We start from the raw sequence: 21,937 nt of genomic DNA on the forward strand, positions 1-21,937 counted from the left end.
TTCGACAGGCGTCAACATAGACAGCCATCTAAACAGGAAAGCCTCGGGAGATCACCCATGGAGCAACTCGATGCCACGGTCAGCAGTGGCGGGCGGTCCGGCCCGGTGGCACCGCACGCTTGAACCAGGCGGCCACTTCTACGACAACCCTCACCTAGGGCATTGCTTCGACATGTGTCAACATAGACGTATGTCGAACACGAAGGTGCTGCCGCTGCTGGAGGCGCAGGGCGTCGAGCCGTGCTGCCCGCCCCTCACCGAACGGCCGATGAACGCCGACGAGGCGGAAACGGCCGCCCGGATGTTCAAGGCGCTCGGCGATCCCGTACGCCTGCGCCTGTTCTCCGCGGTCGCCTCGCACGAGGGCGGGGAGGCATGCGTATGCGACATCTCCGACGTCGGCGTCTCCCAACCGACCGTCTCTCACCACCTGAAGAAGCTGAAGGAGGCCGGTCTGCTCACCTCCGAGCGGCGCGGCACCTGGGTGTACTACCGCGTCGAACCGTCCGTGCTGGCCGCGATGGGACAGCTACTGACCCCCGCAGCCGCCGCGACCTGACCTGACCGATCATCCGCCTTACCCGCAAGCGTCGCACCGGCAACAGCCAAGGGCGTACAGCAGCCCTTGCCCTACCAGGCGGCTCGACCTGGGAACGATGGCCCACTGGCCCCGGGTTAGCGACCTCTGGCGTTTTTCTGGAGTGCCAGACGCTGCTTGGCAACCGGCATACCCTCCATCTGACTTGGCGTGATCCAACAACGGTTGGCGCCGGGAAGGTGGGCGGGGTCGTGGGGACCGTAGGAAAGCAACGCCGGCGGGGGCAGCGCGAATTGATCAGCCTCTACCGGGTGGCAGGGCTGCACCGCGAGCGGGAAAGTGCACGGCGGACCGGCCTGCGGTTCATCGTGGCCGCCCGTTCCGCCGCGGGCGCCGCGGTCCTGTTCGGGCTGTTGGCCGGCGTGCTGCTGTGGTGCCGGCCCAGCCTGGCAGGCCAGCAGCAGGCTCTGGCCGTCGGCGGTGTGGCGTTGGGGCTGGGGACGCTGTGGGTGGTGGTGCTGTGGCGTGCAGCGCGCTGGTTGAACGGCGGAATGCCGGCGGACAGTGGCAGCAAGCCGGAGACGGTGGCCGCCGGGCTGGAGCCCAACAACTCTGGAGATCCGGAGTGGCTGTGGAACCTGATGCGGCTTGCACACCTGGTGCTGCTGTGCGTGCCGGTGGCCGGTCTGCTGCTCACCCTGGCAGGTGACTTGGCGACGCCCGAGCCGAAGGTGGTGGGCTGGGACTCGACACGGTGGTGGATCACCGGTTTCAGCCTGCTGGTGACCGGTCTCATGGGCGGGACCATCGGCGGCCTGGCCTTCGGCATGGTCGACTCCAGCAGCGACTGCTGGACCCCGCGCGGGGCCGCACGACGGCTGCTGGTGTACGCGGTTCCCTTCCTGCTTGCCGCGCCGTGGCTCACCGGTCTGCATACGGCTTGGAGCGGCGCACTCGCCGGTGCGGCAGCACTCTGGTTGCTCATCGGACCGATCGAGCATGTCGCGAAGCACATACCCGGCTCATCCGCCGATTGATGGCAGGAGCTCCAAGAAACAGCGCCTAGCTAGCGGGCCGTTCGGCCGTATCATCCCCGACCTGCAGCACCAGCTGATCACCGCGCGAAAGGCCGCCTTCCATGTCTTTCTCGCTGCCCCCCTGCGTGCGGTGTTCAGTGCAGCAGCCTGGCGATCTGCCTGGCCGCGTCGCGGGCGGGGCGGCCCACCCCGATGAGGGTGGCCGACGCGGGTCCCGTCCAGTCTCCGTAGCCGAGCAGGTGCAGGCGCGGTTCGTCCGCGGCCTGGGTGCCGTGCGTGGGGATGTGCCCGCGTGGTCCGCGAAGGCCGAGCGGGGCGAGGTGGGAGAGTGCGGGGCGGAAACCGGTGCACCAGATGACGGCGTCAGCCTGCGCCCGGGTGCCGTCGGCCCACTCGACGCCGTCCGGGGTGAGACGGGTGAACATCGGCTGGGCCTTGAGGAGTCCGGCTTCGCGGGCCGCACGGACGGGGGGTACGGCGACGATGTCGCCGAGCGAGGCCACGCCACCCGTGTCGGACTGACCGCTGTCCAGGGCCCGGCGCCTGGCGGTGGCCACGTCGAACAGGGCGCGGCCGTCGATGTCGTCGGCAAGGAAGCGGGCCGGACGCTGGGTGACCCAGGTCAGGTCGCTGTCGTGGGCGAGGTCGGCGGCGATCTGTGCGCCGGAGTTGCCGCCGCCGACCACGATGACGCGCCGGCCGGTGAAGTCGCGCGGGCTGCGGTATGCGACCGTGTGCAGCTGCTGTCCGTGGAACGCCGCCCGGCCGGGAACAGCGGGGATGAACGGGCGCCACCAGGTGCCGGTCGCGCTGATGACCGCCTGGGCCTGCCAGCTCCCGGCATCACTCTCGACTCGCAGGGCATCGCCCTCGCGGTGCACGGCCTTGACGCGCACCGGGCGGTGTACGGGCAGGTCATAACGGCGTTCGTAGTCGCTGAGGTAGCCGACGACGTGGGCAGCGTCCGGATAGACCTCGCCCGGCTGGCCGGGCATGGGGCGGCCGGGCAGCGAGGAGTAGGCGGCCGGGGAGAACAGGTGGAGGGAGTCCCACGCGTGCCGCCAGGCGCCGCCCGCCTCGGTCTGGGCCTCGAGGATGACGAAGTCCAGGCCGAGGCGGCGCAGGTGGTATCCGGCGGCGAGTCCTGCCTGCCCGCCGCCGATCACCACCACATCCACCGTGTACGTCACGGGGCCGTCGTCAGCGATGGGGCGCTGAACTTCCTGCGCCACGCCAGCGAGACGTACACCAGGCCGATCAGCACCGGGACTTCGATGAGCGGACCCACGACGCCGGACAGGGCCTGGCCGCTGGTGACGCCGAAGGTGGCGATGGCGACCGCGATGGCGAGCTCGAAATTGTTGCCCGCCGCGGTGAAGGCGAGGGTCGCGGTGCGGTCGTAGGCCAGACCAAGGCCCTTGCCCAGCAGGAAAGTTCCGAAGAACATGACCGCGAAGTACACCAGTAGCGGCAGCGCGATCCGTACGACGTCCAGCGGCTGCGAGGTGATCGTCTTCCCTTGCAGGGCGAAGAGGATGACGATGGTGAAGAGCAGTCCGTACAGGGCCCACGGTCCGATCCGGGGAAGGAAGTCGGCCTCGTACCTCTCGCGGCCCAGTTTCCCCTCGCCCATGCGGCGGGTGAGGAATCCGGCCAGGAGTGGGACGCCGAGGAAGATGACGACGTTCAGCGCGATCTTCCACATGGAGATGTCCAGGTGCTCCCCGTCGCCCAGGCCCAGCCAGCCCGGCAGCAGGTCGAGGTAGAACCAGCCCAGCAGGCCGAAGGCGATGACCTGGAAGACGGAGTTGAGGGCGACCAGGACGGCTGCGGCTTCGCGGTCGCCGCAGGCCAGGTCATTCCAGATGATGACCATGGCGATGCAGCGGGCGAGCCCGACGATGATCAGGCCGGTGCGGTACTCGGGCAGGTCGGGAAGGAAGATCCAGGCCAGCGCGAACATGACGGCGGGGCCGACGATCCAGTTGATGACCAGCGACGACGCCATCAACTTCTTGTCGCCGGTGACCGTGTCCAGCTTGTCGTAGCGCACCTTGGCGAGGACCGGGTACATCATCACCAGCAGACCGAGCGCGATCGGCAGGGAGATTCCGCCGACCTCGATCTTAGCCAGCGCGTCGTTCATGCCCGGGATCAGCCGCCCCAGGCCCAGGCCGACGGCCATGGCCAGCAGGATCCATACGGCCAGGTACCGGTCGAGGGTGGAAAGCTTAGCGACGATGCCCTCGCCGGACGGCGCGCCCTGGTCCGTCTGCGGGGTGGTCTCCGTGCGGCTCATCAGCAGGCCCTCTTGTTGTCACCGGCGGTACGGGCGGAGGCGGCCAGCTCGGCGAACTGCTGGGAGACCGAGGCCAGGACCTCGGGGCGCAGCTTGTAGTAGGTGAAGCGGCCGCACGGCTCGGTCTCCACCAGGCCGGCCTCGCGCAGCACCTTCATGTGATTGGAGAGGTTGGTCTGCTTGGCGCCGGTCTCCTCCACCAGGTGCGTCGTGCAGAGCGTCTCCCGGGCGAGCAGGGTCACGATGTGCAGACGGAGCGGGTCACCCAGGACCCGGATCACATCAGCATCGACTGAAGTCAGCATGGGCTGATACTGTCACATCACTCTGCACTGATACCAGTCCAGGCTGAACTGTACGGCTCTCGGAGCCGGACCCGGACCCGGACGCAACGGCGCCCCCGTCGTCCCCGTACAACCGCCTGCAGGAACTCGCACGTCCGCCGCTTCCAACTCCCCCGCCCTACCGACCGCTCATCACCACGAAGGAAGCCGCCATGACCACCTCTCCCCTGGCCTCCGTACTCTTCGTCTGCGTCCACAACGCGGGGCGCTCCCAGATGGCCGCCGGATTCCTCAACCATCTCGCGGGCGACCGGATCGAGGTCCGCTCCGCGGGCTCCGTCCCCGGGGACCAGGTCAATCCGGCCGCAGTCCAGGCCATGAAGGAGGTCGGCGTCGAGATCGCCGACCAGAAGCCGAAGATCCTGACCACCGAGGCCGTGCAGGCATCCGACTACGTCATCACGATGGGCTGCGGCGACGCCTGCCCGATCTTCCCGGGCAAGAAGTACCTCGACTGGGCGCTGGAAGACCCCGCGGGCCAGGGCGTGGAGGCCGTGCGCCCGATCCGCGACGAGATCAAGACGCGCATCGAGGCCTTGATCGCCGAGATCGACTCCACGCAGGACGCGTGAGCGTCGCGTCGGCTGACGAGGGGTCGCCGTGCGCTGCGGAAGCAACGTGGAACTTGGGTACGACCGCTTCCCGGTCAGCGGTGTCCGGCCGAGGTGCTTGACCTCAGCCGGACAACCGCTATGCATGAGGTGAACCCGGTAGGTGGACGCCGTAAGTGAACGCGGTGAGCGGGCGGTCGGGCGGCTCGGCGCCGGCCTGAGCCAGTACCCCTGGGCAGTGAGGTGAGTACTGCATGCACATTGGCGTCACCGTGGGACTGACAGACCGTTCCATCGGTCCAGCCGAACTGGCCAGAGCCTTGGAGGAACGCGGCTTTTACTCGCTGTACGTTTCCGAGCACACCCACATCCCGACCTCGAGCCGCGTTTCCGGCGTGACCGGCGAGAGGATTCCCGAATACTGCAAGCATCTGCTCGACCCGTTCACTGCGCTGGCAACCGCTGTCGCGGTGACCAGCGAACTGCGGGTCGGGACGGGCATCTGCCTGGTGGCCCAGCACGATCCCATCGCACTCGCGAAAGCTGTGGCGACCCTCGACCACCTGTCGAAGGGCCGCTTCACCCTGGGCGTCGGCTTCGGCTGGAACCGTGACGAGATCAAGCACCACCGAATCGCGTACGCCCGTCGCAGGGACATCGTCTGGGAGTACCTCGCTGCCATGCGAAACCTCTGGCAACCAGAACCCGCTGGCTTCGAAGGCGAGTTCATTTCCTTCGGCCCGTCAGAGGCATGGCCGAAGCCGGCCAACGGCAGCGTCCCGATTCTGATCGGTGCACCTGCGGGTCCTCGGTTGTTTGAACGGATTGCCACACACGCTGATGGCTGGATGCCCATCGGTGCTCGTGGTCTGAGCCAGCACCTACCAGTGCTGCGAGGCCTGTTCGCCGAGGCGGGCCGAGATGAGAGCCTGCCCCGGGTCACGCCTTCCGGCACGTTGCCGAGCCGAGGAAAACTGGAGCACCTTCGCCAGCTCGGCGTCACCGAGGTCCTGTGCCAGCTGCCCTCCGGCCCCGCGGACGAGGTCTTGCCCGTACTGGACGAATACGCGCAGTACATCGAATAGGTCCGCCCCGCCCCTTCCCGGCTCCGCCTCTGATGCGGGGCCCCCGCACGGACGTACAACATCGTTGCGGGCCAAACCCTGGTACGTGCTCAACCACCTTGCCGCTGACGGTTATCGGTAAGGGCTCGATGGCCGCACCTCAGATGCTGAGGTTGTGGCGGCCCGGCGTCCGGTTGTCGCGCCCTGCCCGCGCAGGTCGTTCGCCTATACCCGGAAATCGGAGCTGAGCGCCGCGATCGCGCCCTCATACCCCCACCAGCACCCTCCCGCTGCAACTCAGCAGCAACGCCAGGGCGGACGGGCCGCCCTCGACGACGCAGTTCACGCGCATCTCGCCCAGGTCCATCAGATCCGCGGGCCCCGGCGAGCAATCAACCGCCGTGGAGGCCCCACTCGTCGAGGCCACCGTAGACGTGGGCCTCAAGGCATTGAGGTGCGTCAAGGCCGACGGCCTCGCCGCGGTAGACGGCTATGAGTGAGTCCTTGTCACGCCACCAGGTGTCGGTCAGACCCTGCACTTCAGGCACCTGCTCGTATCCGTCGAGATCCAGGGAGTCGACTGCCTTGCCGGTGGTCCTCGTGATGGTCTTGGCCCAGCGTCTGGCGTGGGCGGCCAGCGCCAGCGATTCCACCCAACCGTCCGTACTGGCATGCAGTGGCGCCCATCGGGAGCCGTGGATCCCGAACTCGTCGCCGGGGCCGATCATGAATCCGTAGGCCATGGACACCCGACAGTCTCCGACCGGGATCAACCAGCTCTCCGCGGCCGAGCCCTCGGGAATGTCCGCGTCCAGGATGCGCGGACCACCCTCGTAGAAAGGGGCCGGAGGCAGGGCGAGACCGCCCCAGCGGTCCTGGAAGGCCGCGACACGGTCAATCTCCGCGGCCGGGATGCCGTGCCTGATCCACGCATCGCGGTGGCGCCCGATGCCCTGCCGAGGAATGCGGATGCCCTCCACCTCCACGAACCTCCTCGCCCTGCGGGTCAAACCGGCAGGCGCGACCGGGATTGGCGATACGGGAAGGGCGGCCGTCATGGTTCCGGAGTCTAGTTGCGGGGCCCGGCAGCGCCTCGGGTGGCAGTCCGGCCTAGGTCTTGCGGGCCGGGAATCGCGCCTCGGTGGGCCAACTCGCGTACTCCAGGGCCAACTACCTCGCTCAGACCAACTGGTGTGACTGTGCACCTCACTTGGCGCCGCTCGCCCGTTGTGGTGCTCATTTCGAGGTGGGCAACGTCTGCGGGCCACGTTCCTCTCGCGGCTGACGGCTAGGGCAGACCCACCAGCCCCCAATTGCGGCCCGCAGCCTCGGTGGTCACGTCGCCCCATTCACGCAGAAGCGCGGTGAAGTCCTCGAAGTTGTCCGGACGTCCTGCCCAGCCCTCGCACTCGGCGGCGAACGGTTCGCGTAGCTCCTCGAGGCGGGACTCCACCTGCGCCCACGCGCGGGCCTTGCCGGGCAGGGCCTCGGGCGGGCACGCCAGCAGGACACGCGGGTGCCAGCAGTCGGTGGCCGCCGGGAAGAAGCCTCCGCCGCCGGTCAGCGCAGGATCGTTGGCCGGGTCCGCATCCCAGATCAGACCGCTGAGGAAGCTGTCCATCGCCTCACGCACCGAGGTGTCGACGAGGGCCGCATGTCGTCCCACGCATCCCCCGCGCGGGAGTGTGGGCGAAAGGAGCCAGTGGTGGTGAAGAAGTCGTACTCGGCGCACCATGCGGACTCCCGGGCCGGAAGCCACACCCAGCCGCCGCTCCGCCCGCCGCTGCCGTACTCGCCGTCACGCTCCGGTGGCCGGAGGGCGCCATCCGCCAGCGCCTCCACCCGCTTCTCGACGGGTATGGCGCTCAAATGCTTCCAGTCCGCCATGAACAACACGAGATCCAAACCCATGGCGGCAGCATAAGCAGGACCGATGCCGGGATCCGAGATCGGCCGACCCTTCCGCCTCGCATCAGCGGCGGTGTGTGGCAGCCCAATTGGCACTGACCTGGTCCGCTACCGAGAAGCTTGTTTCGCAGTCCGGGCATGTAGCACTGCCGAAGACGTAGGTGATCGCTCTGGCGACTTCGTGGTGTCCGTCGGTGAGCGCGATGTCGTGGAGCCGTTGGCTGATGCCGTGCATGTCGCCGGGGTTGGCGGGGTGGAGGGGCCTCGTGTCGACGTCATCCTCTGAGAGGGCGTAGTCACCAGTCGTCGAGAAGAATCCGCGCTCACCGATGACGATGAACAAGTTGGCTTCGCAGTCGGGGCAGGAGATCTCGTATTCCTCGTGCACGAGGCCCGAGGCCAGGTCTTCGCTCCAGCTCACGACGCCTTCGAAGCTCAGCATGGATTCCAGGAGGTAGACGTACTCGTTCCGATCGGACGCCGTGCGGAGGTGTTCGTTCGCCAAGGCCAGCAGGGTCTGAACTTCCGTCACATGCTGCGCGCGGACGTCGCCGGCCCCGTGCGGCTGGTCGGAGCCTGCCAGGATCGCGCCCGCCAGATTCAGGGCGCTGACCGCCTGCTCCCGGTCGCTGCTGCCCGCTGTCTCAGCCAGCCATGGCAGGGCCGCGAAGCTGGCCGAGTAGACACTGCCCTGGTGACACAGCGCTGACCAGAGATCGTTCCACCGCTCGGGGCTCGGCGCGGATGCGATCTGGTCCAACCGTGCCGGTATGTCTTCCGCGGATCCGTAGGCATGGCTGAGTTGCGACCAATCCGTCATGCCGGAATCTAACCAGGCCGGTGAACCGACACGTCTAGCGTGCCCTCCGATGCCGCAGGGTGGTGGTCGAGCCTGAACCGAGGGACTTCCCCCGTTCTCGCCCGACAGCCCTGAGGCAGCCTCACTCGGATCACCCAGACGTCGGGTGGCACAAACCTCCAGCACCCTGCCGCCTGCCGCCTGCCGCCTGCCGCCTGCCGCCTGCCGCCAGGGAGCGTGCTCAGTCGGTTGCTGGACCGGGTTCGGGCGACAGGTGACATACGGCCAGATTGACGGCCTCGTGTGGCGTGGCGAACAGGCCGAGGTTCGGGGTCAGGAAGCCTGTACCCACCCCGTACATGCCATAGCCGCTTGTCGTCAGGCACGGTCCCGTCGGGTTCAGCTTCGGGCGCGTGGTGGTCGAGAACCGCAGCGTCCAGACGCTGGTGAACGGGTACAGGCTGCGTAGTTTCGGCTCGGCGTATGCGGCCTCGATCAGGTCCCGGTAGGCGGGTGCCCAGGGGTAGGGCAGCCCACTCGCCTCCGCACGAAGGCGCTGCCATTCTGCTTCGGTCTGGCGCGCGTACTCAGCGTCGGGATGTATCGGCATGACACCCGAGTCTGCCGGATCCACTGCCGCCCGTGGTGCTCAAGTGCCACCTGCAGTGCACATCGCCTCCGCCACTAGAGCGCTCAGAGGTGACTGAGAGCTCGCCTCATTTGCCAGATAGAACGCTCAGTCACACCCTTGGCGACTTTTCGAGCTGCGTGACACTCCGCCAGCCCGCACCACCCACGTGCAAACCACAAACGGCCGCAGGTCACCGTCAGTGCCAACTAGCTCGACCAGACGCCGTCTATCTCGAAAGGTCACACCCGTCGGCCACGGTGAGGACAGGGAGGAGCGACTCGCCGTGTTCGATTTATGTTCGATACATTGATGTCAGATCGAGCCATCTGGCTTGAACGATGTCTCGTGGATCGGAGGTGGGAGCGTGCACGCCTCGCCATCGTTCTCCCACCTCCACGTCGCCTCGGGCTACTCCCCCCGCTACGGCGCCTCGCTCCCCCACGCTCTGGTGCGTCGCGCGGCCGAGCGCGGCATCGGCGCCCTGGCGCTGACCGACCGCGACACGGTGGCCGGGACGGTCCGCTTCGCCAAAGCCGCGGACGCCGTCGCGGTCCGGCCCCTGTTCGGCGTCGATCTTGGCGTCGAGCCCGTCTCCGTGGCGGAGCCCGGGGCCGCGCGGCGGCGCGTACCGGTGCGTGGGGGCGCGCATGTGGTGGAGGCACGCTGGCGGGTGACGCTGCTGGCGCAGGATGTGGGTGGCTGGGCGCGGCTGTGCCGGATCGTGTCGGCCGCCCATGCCTCGCCGGTGGGAGGGGTGCCTCTCGCGCCGTGGCCGGTGTTGGAGGAGTACCTGGGTGATGGCCTGGTGGTGCTCCTTGGCCCGTCCTCGCAGCCCGCTGCGGCGTTGATGGCCGGGCGTCCGGACCGCGCCGAGCAGCTGCTTGCGCCGTGGCGCGTGATCGCGGGGCCGGGGCTGCGGCTGGAGGCGGTCGACCTGGGACGCAGCGGCACCGGCGCGGGCTCGCTGCGGCTGGCGGCACGCACCGTGCAGCTGGGCGACGATCTGGGCGTACCGGTCGTGGTCTCCGGTGCGGTCCGCTACGCCGATCCGGCCCAGCACCGGCTCGCGGACGTCCTGGATGCGGCCCGGCTGCTGCGGCCGATCGACCGGCGCAGCCTGGATGGCGGAGGACGGTGGCTCAAAGGGCCCGGCGAGATGAGCGAGGCAGCCGCGCGGATCGCCGCGGCGGCCGGGCACGGCAGTGAGCGGGCGGCCGCGCTGCTCGCCGAGACCGAGGCGACCGCCGCCTCCTGCACCCTGACCGCAACCGGCCTGGGTATGGGCCGAGCCCACTTCCCCGAACCCCACGTGGTGGGCGCCGACCGCTCGCGCGGCGGACCGATGCGACTGCTGCGCCGGCGCTGTGAGGCCGGCATGCTCGCCCGCGGCCTGGACAAGGACGCGGTCGCGCTGCGGCAGCTGGACCATGAGCTCGATGTCATCGGACGGCTCGGTTTCGAGGGCTACTTCCTGGCCGTCGCCCAGGTCGTCGCGGATGTGCGGGCCATGGGCGTGCGGGTCGCCGCCCGTGGCTCCGGCGCCGGGTCCATGGTCAATCACGCCTTGTTCGTCGCCACCGCCAACCCGCTCGAGCACCGGCTGCTGTTCGAACGTTTCCTGTCGCAGCGGCGCACCTCGCTGCCCGACATCGACCTGGACGTGGAGTCCGCGCGGCGCCTGGAGGTCTACGACAAGATCTTCGAGAGATTCGGGGGTGAGCGGGTCGCGGTGACCGGCATGCCCGAGACCTACCGCGCCCGCCACGCCCTGCGCGACACCGGCCTCGCGCTGGGCATCGCCCCGCAGACCGTCGACGAGATCGCCAAATCGTTCCCGCACATCCGGGCCTGCGACATCCGCTCCGCGCTCGCCGAGCTGCCCGAGCTACGCCAACTCAGCGCCCGGAAGGAAGAGTTCGGGCAGCTCTTCGAAGTAGCCGAAGGCCTGGACGCGTTGGTGCGCGGCTACGCCATGCACCCGTGCGGCGTGATCCTGTCCAACGCCGCCTTGCTGGACCGGCTGCCGGTGCAGCCCACCCCGGGCGGCAACTACCCGATGCTGCAGGCCGACAAGGAGGACGTAGAAGACCTGGGGCTGCTCAAGCTGGACGTGCTGGGAGTGCGGATGCAGTCCTCGATGGCGCACGCGGTCACCGAGATCCACCGCACCACCGGCAAGCTCCTGGACCTCGACAACCCCGACCACGTCCCCCTCGACGACGAACCGACCTTCGAGATGATCCGCCGCTCGGACACCATCGGCTGCTTCCAGATCGAGTCGCCCGGCCAGATGGACCTCGTGGGCAGGCTGCAGCCCCGGCACATGCAAGACGTCATCGCCGACATCAGCCTCTTTCGCCCCGGACCGGTCAAGGGCGGCATGCCCGCCCGGTTCATCGCCGCGCGCCACGGCGCGGCCCCGCACTATGCGCACCCCGATCTGGAGCCCATCCTGGACGACACGATGGGTGTCGTGATCTGGCATGAGCAGATCATCGCGATCCTCGCCAAGATGACCGGCTGCGACCGCGCCGCCGGGGACGTCGCCCGCCGCGCCCTGGCCAATGCCGAACGGCTGCCCGGCGTGGAGGCATGGTTCAGGGCGGCGGCCATACAGCGCGGCTACCACCCTCGGGTGGTCGACGAAGTCTGGTCCACGATCCGGGAGTTCGGGGCGTACGGTTTCTGCCGGGCACACGCCGTGGCCTTCGCCGTGCCGGCGGTGCAGTCGGCCTGGCTCAAGGCCCACCACCCGGCCGCCCTGTACGCAGGGCTGCTGGAGCACGATCCGGGCATGTGGCCGATGCGGGTCATCGTCGCCGACGCCCGCCGCCACCAGGTGCCCGTACTGCCCGTGGACATCAGCCGCTCCCACACCGAACACCGGGTGGAAGACACCGCGGACGGACCGGGCGTGCGTCTGGCGCTGTCCACGGTGAAGGGAATCAGCGAGGCCGAGGCAGCCCGGATCGCCGCCCACCAGCCCTACGTCTCACTCCAGGACTTCTGGCAGCGGGCCCGCCCCTCACTGCCGATCGCCGAGCGGCTCATTCAAATCGGCGCCCTCGATGCGACCAAGGGCACACTGACCCGCCGCGACCTGCTGCTGCAGGCCCGCGAGCTGCACCGCCACACCCGCAACCGCGCCACCACCGACGGACAACTCGCCCTGGGCGGCGAGCTGGTGAGCGCGGAGCCCAGCGGGCTGCGCGAGATGAGCAGCCGCGAACGGATGAGCGCCGAACTCGACGTCCTCGCGATCGACGTCTCCCAACACCTGATGGAGCACCATCACCGGCTGCTGCGCGAACTCGGCGCCACCGACGCCGCCCACCTCAAACACCTGCACCCCGGGCAGAGGGTTCTGGTGGCCGGGGTGCGCGCGTCCACCCAGACCCCGCCCATCCCCTCCGGCAAGCGCGTCATCTTCGTGACCCTGGAGGACGGGTCAGGCCTGGTGGACCTGGCCTTCTTCGAGGACTCCCATGCGGCGTGCGCCCACACCATCTTCCACTCGGGCCTGTTGCTGGTGCAGGGAACGGTGGAGGCCCGCGGTGGGCGCCGGACCGTGGTCGGCCAGGTCGTGTGGGATCTGGAAACGGTCGCAGCCACCCGCCGGGATCACGGCCCACAGGCCGCCCTTGACCTCCTGGGGCACACCACCCCCGCACCGACCCCCGCCCGCAACGGCGCCCGGACGGCTCCGACCCGCACACTCAGCGACGGCACCGCGGGCGCGAAATTGTCCGCGTGGTCCGACCTTCAGCCCGCGGGAAGCCGCGCGGCGGACTTGCGCCGCTTGGGCGACCGCTCGCCCGGCTCGGCCAGTCCTTCAGAGCTTTAGGTGTCTCACGGCGTGAGCCTCCTCCGCACAACTCACCGGACGCGGCTCCTTTCCGAGGGCTGCTGCTCGCCCTCAGAGGAGCAGCTGGTGAGGTGAGGCGCGGTCATGGCGGTGGTTGCGGTCAGCAGCGCGGCACGCAGGATCGTCCGGCGCCGGGCGGGGTGCGATCCTGCGAGTGCATAGCGATTCCTTTCATCCGGCCAGTCGAACGGGGTGAAGGATGGGCCGGACGGCTCCAGACCAGCCGCTCACTCCCTGGGTGAGCGTCGGTCAGGCGTCCAGGCGGCGCTGGGCGAGCCAGGTGACGATCTCGGGGTCGTGGTGGTCGAAGAACAGGGAGCTGCCGGTATCGAGGGTGGCGATCTGGGCCATTTGCTCGTCGGTGAGACGGAAGTCGAAGACGTCGATGTTCTCGGCCATGCGCTCCGCGCGGACAGACTTGGGAATGGCGACGACGCCTCGCTGGGTGAGCCAGCGCAGGACGACCTGGGCGACGGACTTGCCGTACTCCTTGCCGATATCGGCGAGCAGCGGGTTGGTGAACAGGTCATTCTTGCCTTCGGCGAAGCCACCCCAGGACTGGATCTGCACGCCGTGCTCGCGCATGAGGTTCTGATAGTCGGCGCGCTGGAAGAAGGGGTGGGTCTCGACCTGGTTGACGGCCGGGGTGATCTCGTTGTTGACGATCAGGTCGACCAGGCGGTCGGGGTAGAAGTTGGCGACACCGATCGCCTTCGCGAGGCCCTCGCCGTTGAGGTCCTGCATCGCGCGCCACTGGCCGTAGACGTCACCGAAGGGCTGGTGCATCAGGTACAGGTCGAGGTGGTCCAGGCCCAGCCGGGTCAGGGACGTCTCGAACGCGCGGCGGGTGTGTTCCTGGGCGGGGGCGTCCTGGACCCACAGCTTGGTGGTGACGAACACGTCCTGGCGCGGGATGCCGCTGGACTTGAGGGCGCGCCCGACGGCTTCCTCGTTGCCGTAGGCCGCGGCGGTGTCCAACAGCCGGTAGCCGGCGGCCAAGGCGTCGGAGACGGCGCGCTCGGTGTCCTCGGCGGGGATCTGGTAGACGCCGAAGCCGAGGAGCGGCATCTCGACGCCGTTGTTGAGGGTGATGGTCTGCATGAGGGGGTGTCCTTCACTGTGCCGATGCCGATGCCGGTGCGGGTGTCGGGCGGGGCGGTGGGTCAGGGGCGGATGAGGGCCTTGAGGGTTCGGCGGTCGGCCATGGCCCGGTAGGCGTCCGGGGTCCGGTCGAGGGCGTATTCCTCGTCGAAGACGCGGCCGGGGGCGATGGCGCCGTCCAGGACGTCGGGCAGCAGTTGCTCGATGTAGGCGCGGGCGGGGCTGGCTCCGCCGATCAGGGTGATGTTGCGCATGAACGCGGGCGGGCCGATGGGCCCCTGCTCGTACTGGGGCACGCCCAGGCGGCTGATGGTGCCGCCATCCAGGACCGCGCCGAGGGCGGTGTCGAGGGCCGGACGGGTACCGACGGCCTCGATGACCTTGTCGACGCCGCCGGTCAGTTCGCGGACGCGGGCGATGCCCTCTTCGCCGCGCTCGGCGACGACGTCGGTGGCGCCGAACTCGCGGCCCAGGTCGGTGCGGGCCGTGTGGCGTCCTGCGAGCACGATCTGCTCGGCCCCCAGGCGGTGCGCGGCGATGACCGCGCACAGGCCGACCGCGCCGTCCCCGACCACCAGCACCGTGTCACCGCGGCCGACGCCGGCGGTGACGGCGCCGTGGTGGCCGGTGGTCATCACGTCCGACAGCGTCAGCAGAGAGGGCAGCAGCGCGGAGTCGGCGGCCACCGGCAGCTTCACCAGGGTGCCGTCCGCGTAGGGGACGCGGACGGCTTCGCCCTGGCCGCCGTCGACGCCGTCGAGGCCGTAGCGGCCGCCGTTGCGGCACGAGATGTGCAGGCCCTTGGTGCAGTAGTCGCAGGTGTTGTCGCTGTAGGTGAACGGCGCGACGACCAGGTCACCGGGGGCCAGGGCGGTCACGTCCGCTCCGGTGTCCTCGATGACGCCGAGGAACTCGTGGCCCATGGGGCGGCCAATGTCGGCGGCGGGCATCGAGGCGTAAGGCCACAGGTCGCTGCCGCACACGCAGGAGGCGATCACGCGGACGACCGCGTCGGCCGGATCGGCGATCTTCGGGTCTGGCCGGTTCTCGACGCGGACGTCGCCGGCTCCGTACATCACTGCTGCACGCATGAGGGGTTGCTCCAAACAGGGGGGTGAGATCCGGCCGCGACGAGCCCAGCGTCAGGGGCAGAGGCCGCGTCAGGGTCAGCATTCGAGCCGTCGCCCGACATCCTGATCCTCACGCGGGGTGCCGGCGTCTTGCTCATTCAGCTTCGCCCGAAGTCCGGCGACGTGGCAGGGCGGGCTCTTCAGGGGTAATGACAGGGCCCCCCTCGCCGGTGCGCGGCGGGTACCCGGCGAGTGAGACTGGAGCCATGGCATCGACGAGCGCACCCAGCGAGGGCGCCGAGCTGGGCCGCTACCTGCGCGCCCGCCGCACCCAGACCAGCCCCGACCACGTCGGTCTCACCGTCGGCGCCGGCATACGCCGCACTCCAGGCCTGCGCCGCGAGGAGCTCGCCACCCTCGCCGGCATCAGCATCGACTACTACGTACGTCTGGAGCGCGGCAAGGAGACCCGCCCCAGCCCCGCCGTCCTGGACGCGCTCGCCCGCGCCCTGCACATGGACGACCAGGAGCACCAGCACCTGCGCGAGCTCGCCGCCCGCGCCGCGCGCTACGTCGCCGAACCGCCGCCCGCGCCGAGCCGCACCGTGCGCCCCCACCTCAAGCTGCTGCTCGAGTCACTGCGCCCCAACCCGGCGTACGTCATCAGCCGCAGCATGGACGTGCTGGCATGGAATCCCGGCGGCCTCGCCCTCTACACGGGCCTGGACGACTGGCCCGTCAAACACCGCAACCTCGCCCGGTACCTCTTCCTCCACCCGGCCGCACGCGATCTCTTCCCCGACTGGGACCGCCAGATCACCGCGTGCGTCGCCCGCCTGCGCGCCATCGCCGGTACCGCACCCGACGCCCCCGACCTCACCCACCTCGTCGGCGAACTCCTCCTCAAGAGCCCCGACTTCGCCGGCCTGTGGGAACGCTACGAAGTGACCGGCCGCAAGCCCGCCCACAAGTCGTTCCAGCACCCCCAGGTCGGAACGATCACCCTCACCTCGCAGGCCCTCCATGTGGAAGGAACCCCCGGCCAACGCATCGGCGTCTACACCGCCGAGCCCGGCACCCCCGACCACGACGCCCTGCTTCTGCTCGACATGACCGCGCCGTCTCTCGTGAAGCCCAGCACTCCATCGCGCAGGAACTGACTTCCGTCCCCAAGCCGTCGTCGGCGCCGAGCCTGCTCATCGAGGACCCCTCTTTGACCCCCTGTTGATCTCGTACACGCGTCACGTCAGCTTTCGGCGTTGCCGCTCACGTGTTTGGAACGATCATGGCTCCGTCGTGCTTGCCGCCCTGGCACATCTCAGGTCCATAGGATCCCAACGGGCCGGGCACTACACGGCCTCCTTCTTCAAAGCACGTATCCCCGAAGACGGCGGGACCGTCGCTGGGCGCCGCCTGGGCGACACCCGCAAGTCCGAATGCTGCTCCCATTCCCATCACCAGTGCTGCTGCAACCTGCGCAGATCGACGCATGAACGTCTCCTCCTCAACCAGGACAGCCCGAACGGCCGCCACCACAGGGAGGCTGTCACCGGCAGCAGGTGTGCGCTGGAGCCCCTCCGCCCGTGCCACGTAGACCACCCGATCGGTCCTCTCCGATGGGCCCCCGCATGCCTCTGTCAGGCTCGCGCTCTCCACACCCGGATCTCATGAGTACCGGCCGCGGCACACAGACCAGATCAACAGGGGTTCACGACGGGCGCTTATGCGGCGTTCAGCTGCCTTTCTGCACAGACGACGCGCGAGCAGTGAGCTGCTCAGGCTTCGTCGTGCGCAGGCGTGCGGTCAGTCCCTGGCATGCAAAGCGGTGAGGCGTGAGCCATCGGCGTACACGAGCCGGTTGTCGCCCAGGAAGAACGGTGGGCCACCGACGGCCCGTCGCCAGGTGACCTTTCCGTATACGTCCACGGCAAGCACCACGCCCTTCCTGCCCTCACCGGGCACGTACCAGATCCCGCTTCCCAGCGGCTGCGCGGCGGGGGTGAGCTCGGCGGGGCGGGCCGCATTGTCAACCTTCGCGGGGGCCGGATCCCGGAATCCGCGGCCGGCCCGGTAGGCGAGGATGCGCGTTCCGTACGCCACCGGATATTCGCCGGGCCGCAATCGCAGTCCGAACTCGCCGTCGTTGTCGTCCCCGATGAGTGCGCCCGCCGCGTCCGGCAGGGTGAGACGGTAGCCCATCATCAGGGGGATCGTCGGATCCTGGCGGCAGCCATCGCGAACGGCTGCCTGCGGTTGGTTCCAGGCGAAGTCCCGCTGCCAGACCGGTGCGGGAGCTTGGTTCACGGTGTCGTACGCCGCTACCCGCACGCGGCACGCGGGGCCGCGCGGGGCCGTGACCACCAGGGTGCGGTACGTCGTGGGGTAGACCTGGGCGATCTCGCCCGGTGGGAGCTTGACCCGCCAGCCGTGGGGCCGCTGCTCACCTTGGCGGAGAACTTCGATACGGCCGTCGGCGACGAACGTCAGGGGGTGGCAGTCATGCGGCCCCGGCTGGCCCGGCACCTTCCAGCCGCGCTGCTGAAGGCAAGGTGCGGCGAAGACAGCAGGGCCACGGGTTCGCCGCGTCCACTGGACCTGGCCGGTGTCGCTTCCCCAGGCGGTAAGGGTGCAGGAGGCGTGTGCCCGACACGTCGCAGCCACAGCCTGACGCCCCGACAACACGGTGATCATGCTCAGCTTCCCTGCGGGGCGCGGCGGGGACGGCGCGAGCCGTCGAAACCGGCCGGTGTCCGGATCCACGGAAGCAAGGGCGGGAAGCCGACCCGCCGCAGCGGCACCGACGAGCACGATCGGGCTCAGGCCGGAGCTGGCTGCATGGGGTCGGCCGGGGCGCGCCGTCAGGGCGAACTCGGCCGGGAGACGCGTGCGCCACAGGGCGCGTCCGTCCTCATCAATCCGCGCGATCCATCTGCCCTGCCCGACCATGCCGTTGCGGGAGTCCACCAGCGACCAGTCACCCACGGCGTTGGTCGGTACGGGCAGCGGCACGCTGAAGGCCCTGTCGGGCTCGGTCCGCGCGTCGAGCCTCGGCGGCTGCGGCGCGAAGCAGCCGACGAGCGTGACCAACAGGAGCGGCAGGACACATAGTCTGCGCATGAACACCACAGTGCTCGCAGCGCGCACGACGGGGTGAGCACGGGACGTCACCAACTCGATCACAGTTCGATGCGTTCCCTTCGGCCCAGCAGGACTTGCCCGACGCCTCACACTGCACCAGCGCCTCGTGTCGCCAGCTGAAACGCGTACGGGCCTCTGCCGTCACCAGTGCCCTGCGCCACCGTGACCCTAGCGAGGGTCGCGTACAAGGTTGGCCGGGTGGGCGAGAGTTGCGCTCCTCATGATCAACGGGAACTCTGTGGACATGGGCACCATCCCCAGACCCCGGAGGGCCTGCCTTGTCCACTGACGCAAACCGCGTTGAGCGCACTCCCGCGCCCGTAGCCGACGATTCCGAGACGGTTGTCGATCTGCAAGACGAGGTCGAGCAGTTGAAGCAAGCCGTGTGGTCCCACGCGACGGTCGACCAAGCGATCGGCGTGGTCATCGCGCTGGGGCAGCTGAGCCCGGACGACGCGTGGGACGTCCTCCGCGAAGTCTCGATGCGCACCAACACCAAACTGCGTGACGTCTCCCAACAGATCGTTACGTGGGGGCGCACGGGCCAGCTCGCCGACGAGCTCCGCCGCGAGTTGGAGCGCCAACTAGGCCAACAGCAGTCCAACGGCACGCCGGCGGACGGCGAGTAGCCGTCCGCATTGCCGGGCACGGCAGGGCAAGGCAAGCGGGGCAGGCCGCTCGCCATGCGTCAGTGTGTGCCGACGACGTGACGGGTTCCTAGCGGAGGGCCGGAAGAAGTCCTGCACCGGGCCGGAAAGCGTGCCCGGCGTGGCTCGCTTGCAGGTTCGCGCGCGGCGTTGCCCGGACGGCCCCGCGTTGCCGGGACACCGCTCGCTCAGTCGCGGTCGGCTACCTGTTTCCTGGACCACTCGGTGGCGTCGGCTCCGTAGCGGGCCAAGAGGCGTGCGAACTGGATCCGCTCTTCCGGCGACCACGTGGCGGTGATCTCCTCGAACGCTCTGCGCTGTTCGGCGGCGAAGCGGTTGCGTTCGGCCTCGCCGTGTTCGGTGAGTTCGAGCACGGTACGGCGTCCGTCGGACTGGGACGCCGCCCGGCGCAGCAGTCCATCCGCGATGCAGGCGGCGACTGTCCGGCTGGCCACCGGCTGGGCGACGCCCATCTCGGCAGCGAGGCCACCGACGGTCGTCTCGCCCGGCGCGTCGGCGATCACGTTGAGTACGAGGTTGCGGGACAGGTCCTTGCTCGATGCCGGTGCACGACGACGCAATCGTGACAGCGCCGGTCCGATCTGGTCCAGCGCCAGGTCGTCGGAGGACTGCTCGGAGAAGAACGCGCTGCTCATGGGACCGAGTCTAGGCCCGGCCCCCACATTTGCATACCTACCGATAATTACATAGCTTTAGGTATGTAAATCTTGGACGGGCGAGGAAACGAGGCGGACCGCTATGGCGCTCACTGCAATCACAGGCGCGCAGGTCTTCGACGGGGAGAAGTCGATCGGTGTGCGGACCGTGGTCATCGACGACAGGCGGATCGCCCAGATCGGCGGCGACGTTCCTCACGGCAGCGAGATCATCGGCGGCAGCGGCGCCACCCTGCTGCCGGGGCTCATCGACGCCCATGTTCACTCCGCTCCGGGTTCACTGGCGCTCGCCCTGAGGTTCGGGGTGACAACCGAACTGGAAATGCAGGGGATGAACACCCGGGAGAACCGAGGCCCCATCACCGAGGACGACACGCAGGCCGACGTGCGCTCCTCGGGTTTCGCCATCACGCCCCCCGGTGGCCATCCGAGCGAGCTGATGCCCGAAGGCTTCCGGCCGAAGTGGGATCTGCCCCCGGTGATGCCGCTGATGCCGTTCTCCACCACTCCCGAGGAGGCGGCCGCCTTCGTGCCACAACTTCTCGCCCGCGGCTCCGACTTCATCAAGTTCATGATCGACGACGGCAGCGTGGAGGGACACCCGGGGCTGCCCTCGCTCGACCAGGCCACCGTGAACGCCGGTGTCGCCGAAGCCAAGAAGTACGGCGCCCTCACCGTGGCCCACGCGCTGACCGTGGATGCCACCAGGATGGCCGCCGAAGCCGGCATTGACGGCCTCACCCACGTGTTCATGGACCAGCCGCACACCGCCGAGATCATCAGCATCATCAAGGACGCGGGAATGTTCGTCATTCCCTGCATCGCTCTCAACGCCTCGATGATGGGAATCACCGGCAGCGAACTCGCCGATGACCCCCGAGTTGCCGCACGCCTCGACAGCGCGTGGGACCGGACGCTGCGCTCCAGCTACAACCGCTACCCACAGGGCAAGCTCGACGACGTGTACGACACGGTGCGCGCCCTGGACGCCGCCGGCGTCGACGTGCTGGCCGGTACCGATGTCTCCATGCCCGAGACGTTCTTCGGGGGTCTGGCGCACGGAGCGAGCCTGCACCACGAGCTGCAGTACCTGGTGACGGCCGGCCTCACTCCCGAACGGGCCCTGCGGGCGGCCACCGCGACCACGGCCCGCCGTTTCCGCCTCAGCGACCGGGGCCGCATCGCCGAGGGACTCCGCGCCGACCTCCTGCTGGTTGACGGAGACCCGACCCACACAATCAGCGACACCCTCAACACCCGCGCCGTCTGGCGCCGCGGTACCCGCCTGACGGCATGACCGCCGGCCCCTCGGGGGAAACGCTCAGTTGTCCGCTCTCTGCTCGCCGCGGCACGGCGACCTTCTACGGTCCGCTGCATGCCGGGTGCCGAACTGCTGGAACGGTTGGCGCGCAAGCGGCGCGGCGCGCGCCAACCGGTAGCAAAGGGTGCGATGACGCCGACTCGAGGGGCGGCGCCTTCTCCCCTCGTTTCATCCTGCGAGGTGAGATCAACCGGCGCCGGCGTGGCTTATCGCCGCCCGCCGAACTCCCAGTTGTGCACTTCGATGTCCGCGTACCGGTCGGGCGTCAGAACGGCACGTGCCGCTTCCGGATTCGGTGCCCTGAGCAGCACCGCCGTACCCACCCAGGTGTCGCCGTCGTCGGACAGCAAAGGCCCGTACGCGATCAGTTCGTCCTGGTCGAGGGGCAGCTCGAGATCGGCGGCCGGGCCCTCGCCGAGACCAAGCACCAGATACCGATCGCCACCAGCCCGGCCGCCATCGAAATCCCACATGGTGCGCCCCAGCACGTTGCGCCACCGGCGTACCAACACATCCCTATACGCGCCGGCCTGGTAGTTGGGCTCGTCGAAGGCGAACGCTCGGGCAGCGGCGGGATCGGGCAGATCGACGATGTGCACACTGCCGGTGGGCGTCTCACCATCATCGGCGAAGGTCGGGCCGCGAGCGATCAACTCCTTCGCATACCGATCCATGTAGGACCAGTGCTCCTCCGTCAACTCCTCACGCAACGCAAGGGAGCGGGGCCGATCACGGTGGTAGCAGAAGAACTCCATGACCACGGAGCCTTCCCGAGCTGAGCCATCAGTTGCAAGTGGCTTTCAAGACCACCGCCGGAATAGGGGCCCGCACCTTCCTAGGGTCGACTTGTCCGAGATGGTGAGCTCACCCCCGATCGTGCGCGCGGCGAGTCTCGCCCATGTCCGACGCCGCGGTGACGACAGAGGCCCGTGCCCCGCTGTCGCTTG

20 protein-coding genes are annotated in these 21,937 nt (G+C 69.0%); 8 read left to right on the top strand and 12 right to left on the bottom strand.

Annotated features, from left to right (window positions below):
- Nucleotides 1-190 precede the first annotated feature (190 nt).
- Both AB0M70_RS32150 and AB0M70_RS32155 read left to right on the top strand, forming a co-directional pair.
- Entirely contained in the window at nt 191-559 is a 369-nt protein-coding gene (locus AB0M70_RS32150) for a metalloregulator ArsR/SmtB family transcription factor (RefSeq protein WP_365825527.1), read from the top strand.
- A 272-nt stretch (nt 560-831) separates the two neighbouring features.
- Complete coding sequence (locus AB0M70_RS32155) at nt 832-1,575, top strand: hypothetical protein (protein ID WP_365825529.1); 744 nt, start codon at nt 832-834, stop codon at nt 1,573-1,575.
- A gap of 134 nt (nt 1,576-1,709) precedes the next feature.
- Here AB0M70_RS32155 and AB0M70_RS32160 read toward each other — a convergent pair whose 3' ends face one another.
- From AB0M70_RS32160 to AB0M70_RS32170, 3 genes are read right to left on the bottom strand one after another with little or no spacing between them, the layout of a single operon-like run.
- The gene (locus AB0M70_RS32160) at nt 1,710-2,765 is read right to left on the bottom strand and encodes an ArsO family NAD(P)H-dependent flavin-containing monooxygenase (RefSeq protein ID WP_365825531.1); all 1,056 of its coding nucleotides are present in this window, start codon (nt 2,763-2,765) and stop codon (nt 1,710-1,712) included.
- On the bottom strand, nt 2,762-3,874 hold the full coding sequence (arsB, locus tag AB0M70_RS32165) for an ACR3 family arsenite efflux transporter (protein WP_365825533.1): 1,113 nt from the start codon (nt 3,872-3,874) through the stop codon (nt 2,762-2,764). Before arsB ends, AB0M70_RS32160 begins: the two co-directional genes overlap by 4 nt.
- Nucleotides 3,874-4,179, bottom strand: a complete 306-nt coding sequence (locus AB0M70_RS32170; RefSeq protein ID WP_365825535.1) for a metalloregulator ArsR/SmtB family transcription factor — start codon at nt 4,177-4,179, stop codon at nt 3,874-3,876. Before AB0M70_RS32170 ends, arsB begins: the two co-directional genes overlap by 1 nt.
- Nucleotides 4,180-4,370: 191 nt before the next feature.
- Here AB0M70_RS32170 and AB0M70_RS32175 point away from each other — a divergent pair, with 191 nt between their 5' ends.
- Nucleotides 4,371-4,790: an arsenate reductase ArsC gene (locus AB0M70_RS32175; protein WP_365825537.1), complete on the top strand. Its 420-nt coding sequence runs from the start codon at nt 4,371-4,373 to the stop codon at nt 4,788-4,790.
- 233 nt (nt 4,791-5,023) lie between these two features.
- On the top strand, nt 5,024-5,854 hold the full coding sequence (locus AB0M70_RS32180) for an LLM class F420-dependent oxidoreductase (RefSeq protein ID WP_365825539.1): 831 nt from the start codon (nt 5,024-5,026) through the stop codon (nt 5,852-5,854).
- 371 nt (nt 5,855-6,225) lie between these two features.
- Here AB0M70_RS32180 and AB0M70_RS32185 read toward each other — a convergent pair whose 3' ends face one another.
- The 4 genes from AB0M70_RS32185 to AB0M70_RS32200 all read right to left on the bottom strand — a co-directional run bounded on the left by AB0M70_RS32185 (nt 6,226) and on the right by AB0M70_RS32200 (nt 9,150).
- The gene (locus AB0M70_RS32185) at nt 6,226-6,891 is read right to left on the bottom strand and encodes a hypothetical protein (protein ID WP_365825541.1); all 666 of its coding nucleotides are present in this window, start codon (nt 6,889-6,891) and stop codon (nt 6,226-6,228) included.
- A 230-nt stretch (nt 6,892-7,121) separates the two neighbouring features.
- Complete coding sequence (locus AB0M70_RS32190) at nt 7,122-7,499, bottom strand: hypothetical protein (RefSeq protein WP_365825543.1); 378 nt, start codon at nt 7,497-7,499, stop codon at nt 7,122-7,124.
- A gap of 306 nt (nt 7,500-7,805) precedes the next feature.
- Entirely contained in the window at nt 7,806-8,561 is a 756-nt protein-coding gene (locus AB0M70_RS32195) for a hypothetical protein (protein WP_365825545.1), read from the bottom strand.
- Nucleotides 8,562-8,781: 220 nt separating this feature from the next.
- The gene (locus tag AB0M70_RS32200) at nt 8,782-9,150 is read right to left on the bottom strand and encodes a DUF6193 family natural product biosynthesis protein (RefSeq protein WP_365825547.1); all 369 of its coding nucleotides are present in this window, start codon (nt 9,148-9,150) and stop codon (nt 8,782-8,784) included.
- A gap of 385 nt (nt 9,151-9,535) precedes the next feature.
- Between AB0M70_RS32200 and dnaE the strand changes: the two genes are divergently transcribed.
- On the top strand, nt 9,536-13,015 hold the full coding sequence (dnaE, locus tag AB0M70_RS32205; protein WP_365825549.1) for a DNA polymerase III subunit alpha: 3,480 nt from the start codon (nt 9,536-9,538) through the stop codon (nt 13,013-13,015).
- 270 nt (nt 13,016-13,285) lie between these two features.
- Here the strand turns inward: dnaE and AB0M70_RS32210 are convergent, their stop codons facing one another.
- Nucleotides 13,286-14,137 (bottom strand): aldo/keto reductase, encoded by an 852-nt coding sequence (locus AB0M70_RS32210; RefSeq protein ID WP_365825551.1) that lies wholly within the window; start codon nt 14,135-14,137, stop codon nt 13,286-13,288.
- Nucleotides 14,138-14,199: 62 nt separating this feature from the next.
- Entirely contained in the window at nt 14,200-15,228 is a 1,029-nt protein-coding gene (locus AB0M70_RS32215) for an alcohol dehydrogenase catalytic domain-containing protein (protein WP_365825553.1), read from the bottom strand.
- Between the two features lie 245 nt (nt 15,229-15,473).
- On the opposite strand from AB0M70_RS32215, the gene AB0M70_RS32220 reads away from it, so the two are divergent.
- Nucleotides 15,474-16,367, top strand: coding sequence for a helix-turn-helix transcriptional regulator (locus tag AB0M70_RS32220; RefSeq protein WP_365825555.1), 894 nt, complete (start codon nt 15,474-15,476; stop codon nt 16,365-16,367).
- Between the two features lie 643 nt (nt 16,368-17,010).
- On the opposite strand, the gene AB0M70_RS32225 is transcribed toward AB0M70_RS32220, so the two are convergent.
- Nucleotides 17,011-18,324, bottom strand: coding sequence for a hypothetical protein (locus tag AB0M70_RS32225; protein ID WP_365825557.1), 1,314 nt, complete (start codon nt 18,322-18,324; stop codon nt 17,011-17,013).
- 299 nt (nt 18,325-18,623) lie between these two features.
- Between AB0M70_RS32225 and AB0M70_RS32230 the strand changes: the two genes are divergently transcribed.
- A complete protein-coding gene (locus tag AB0M70_RS32230) occupies nt 18,624-18,974 on the top strand; it encodes an ANTAR domain-containing protein (protein ID WP_365825559.1) in 351 nt (116 codons plus the stop codon).
- A 206-nt stretch (nt 18,975-19,180) separates the two neighbouring features.
- On the opposite strand, the gene AB0M70_RS32235 is transcribed toward AB0M70_RS32230, so the two are convergent.
- The gene (locus tag AB0M70_RS32235) at nt 19,181-19,648 is read right to left on the bottom strand and encodes a MarR family winged helix-turn-helix transcriptional regulator (RefSeq protein WP_365825561.1); all 468 of its coding nucleotides are present in this window, start codon (nt 19,646-19,648) and stop codon (nt 19,181-19,183) included.
- Nucleotides 19,649-19,751: 103 nt separating this feature from the next.
- Between AB0M70_RS32235 and AB0M70_RS32240 the strand changes: the two genes are divergently transcribed.
- Nucleotides 19,752-20,966: an amidohydrolase family protein gene (locus AB0M70_RS32240; protein WP_365825563.1), complete on the top strand. Its 1,215-nt coding sequence runs from the start codon at nt 19,752-19,754 to the stop codon at nt 20,964-20,966.
- 230 nt (nt 20,967-21,196) lie between these two features.
- On the opposite strand, the gene AB0M70_RS32245 is transcribed toward AB0M70_RS32240, so the two are convergent.
- Nucleotides 21,197-21,745, bottom strand: coding sequence for a YciI family protein (locus tag AB0M70_RS32245; RefSeq protein ID WP_365825806.1), 549 nt, complete (start codon nt 21,743-21,745; stop codon nt 21,197-21,199).
- Nucleotides 21,746-21,937: the final 192 nt, after the last annotated feature.

This window comes from Streptomyces sp. NPDC051214, assembly GCF_040682375.1.
GTDB lineage: Bacteria > Actinomycetota > Actinomycetes > Streptomycetales > Streptomycetaceae > Streptomyces.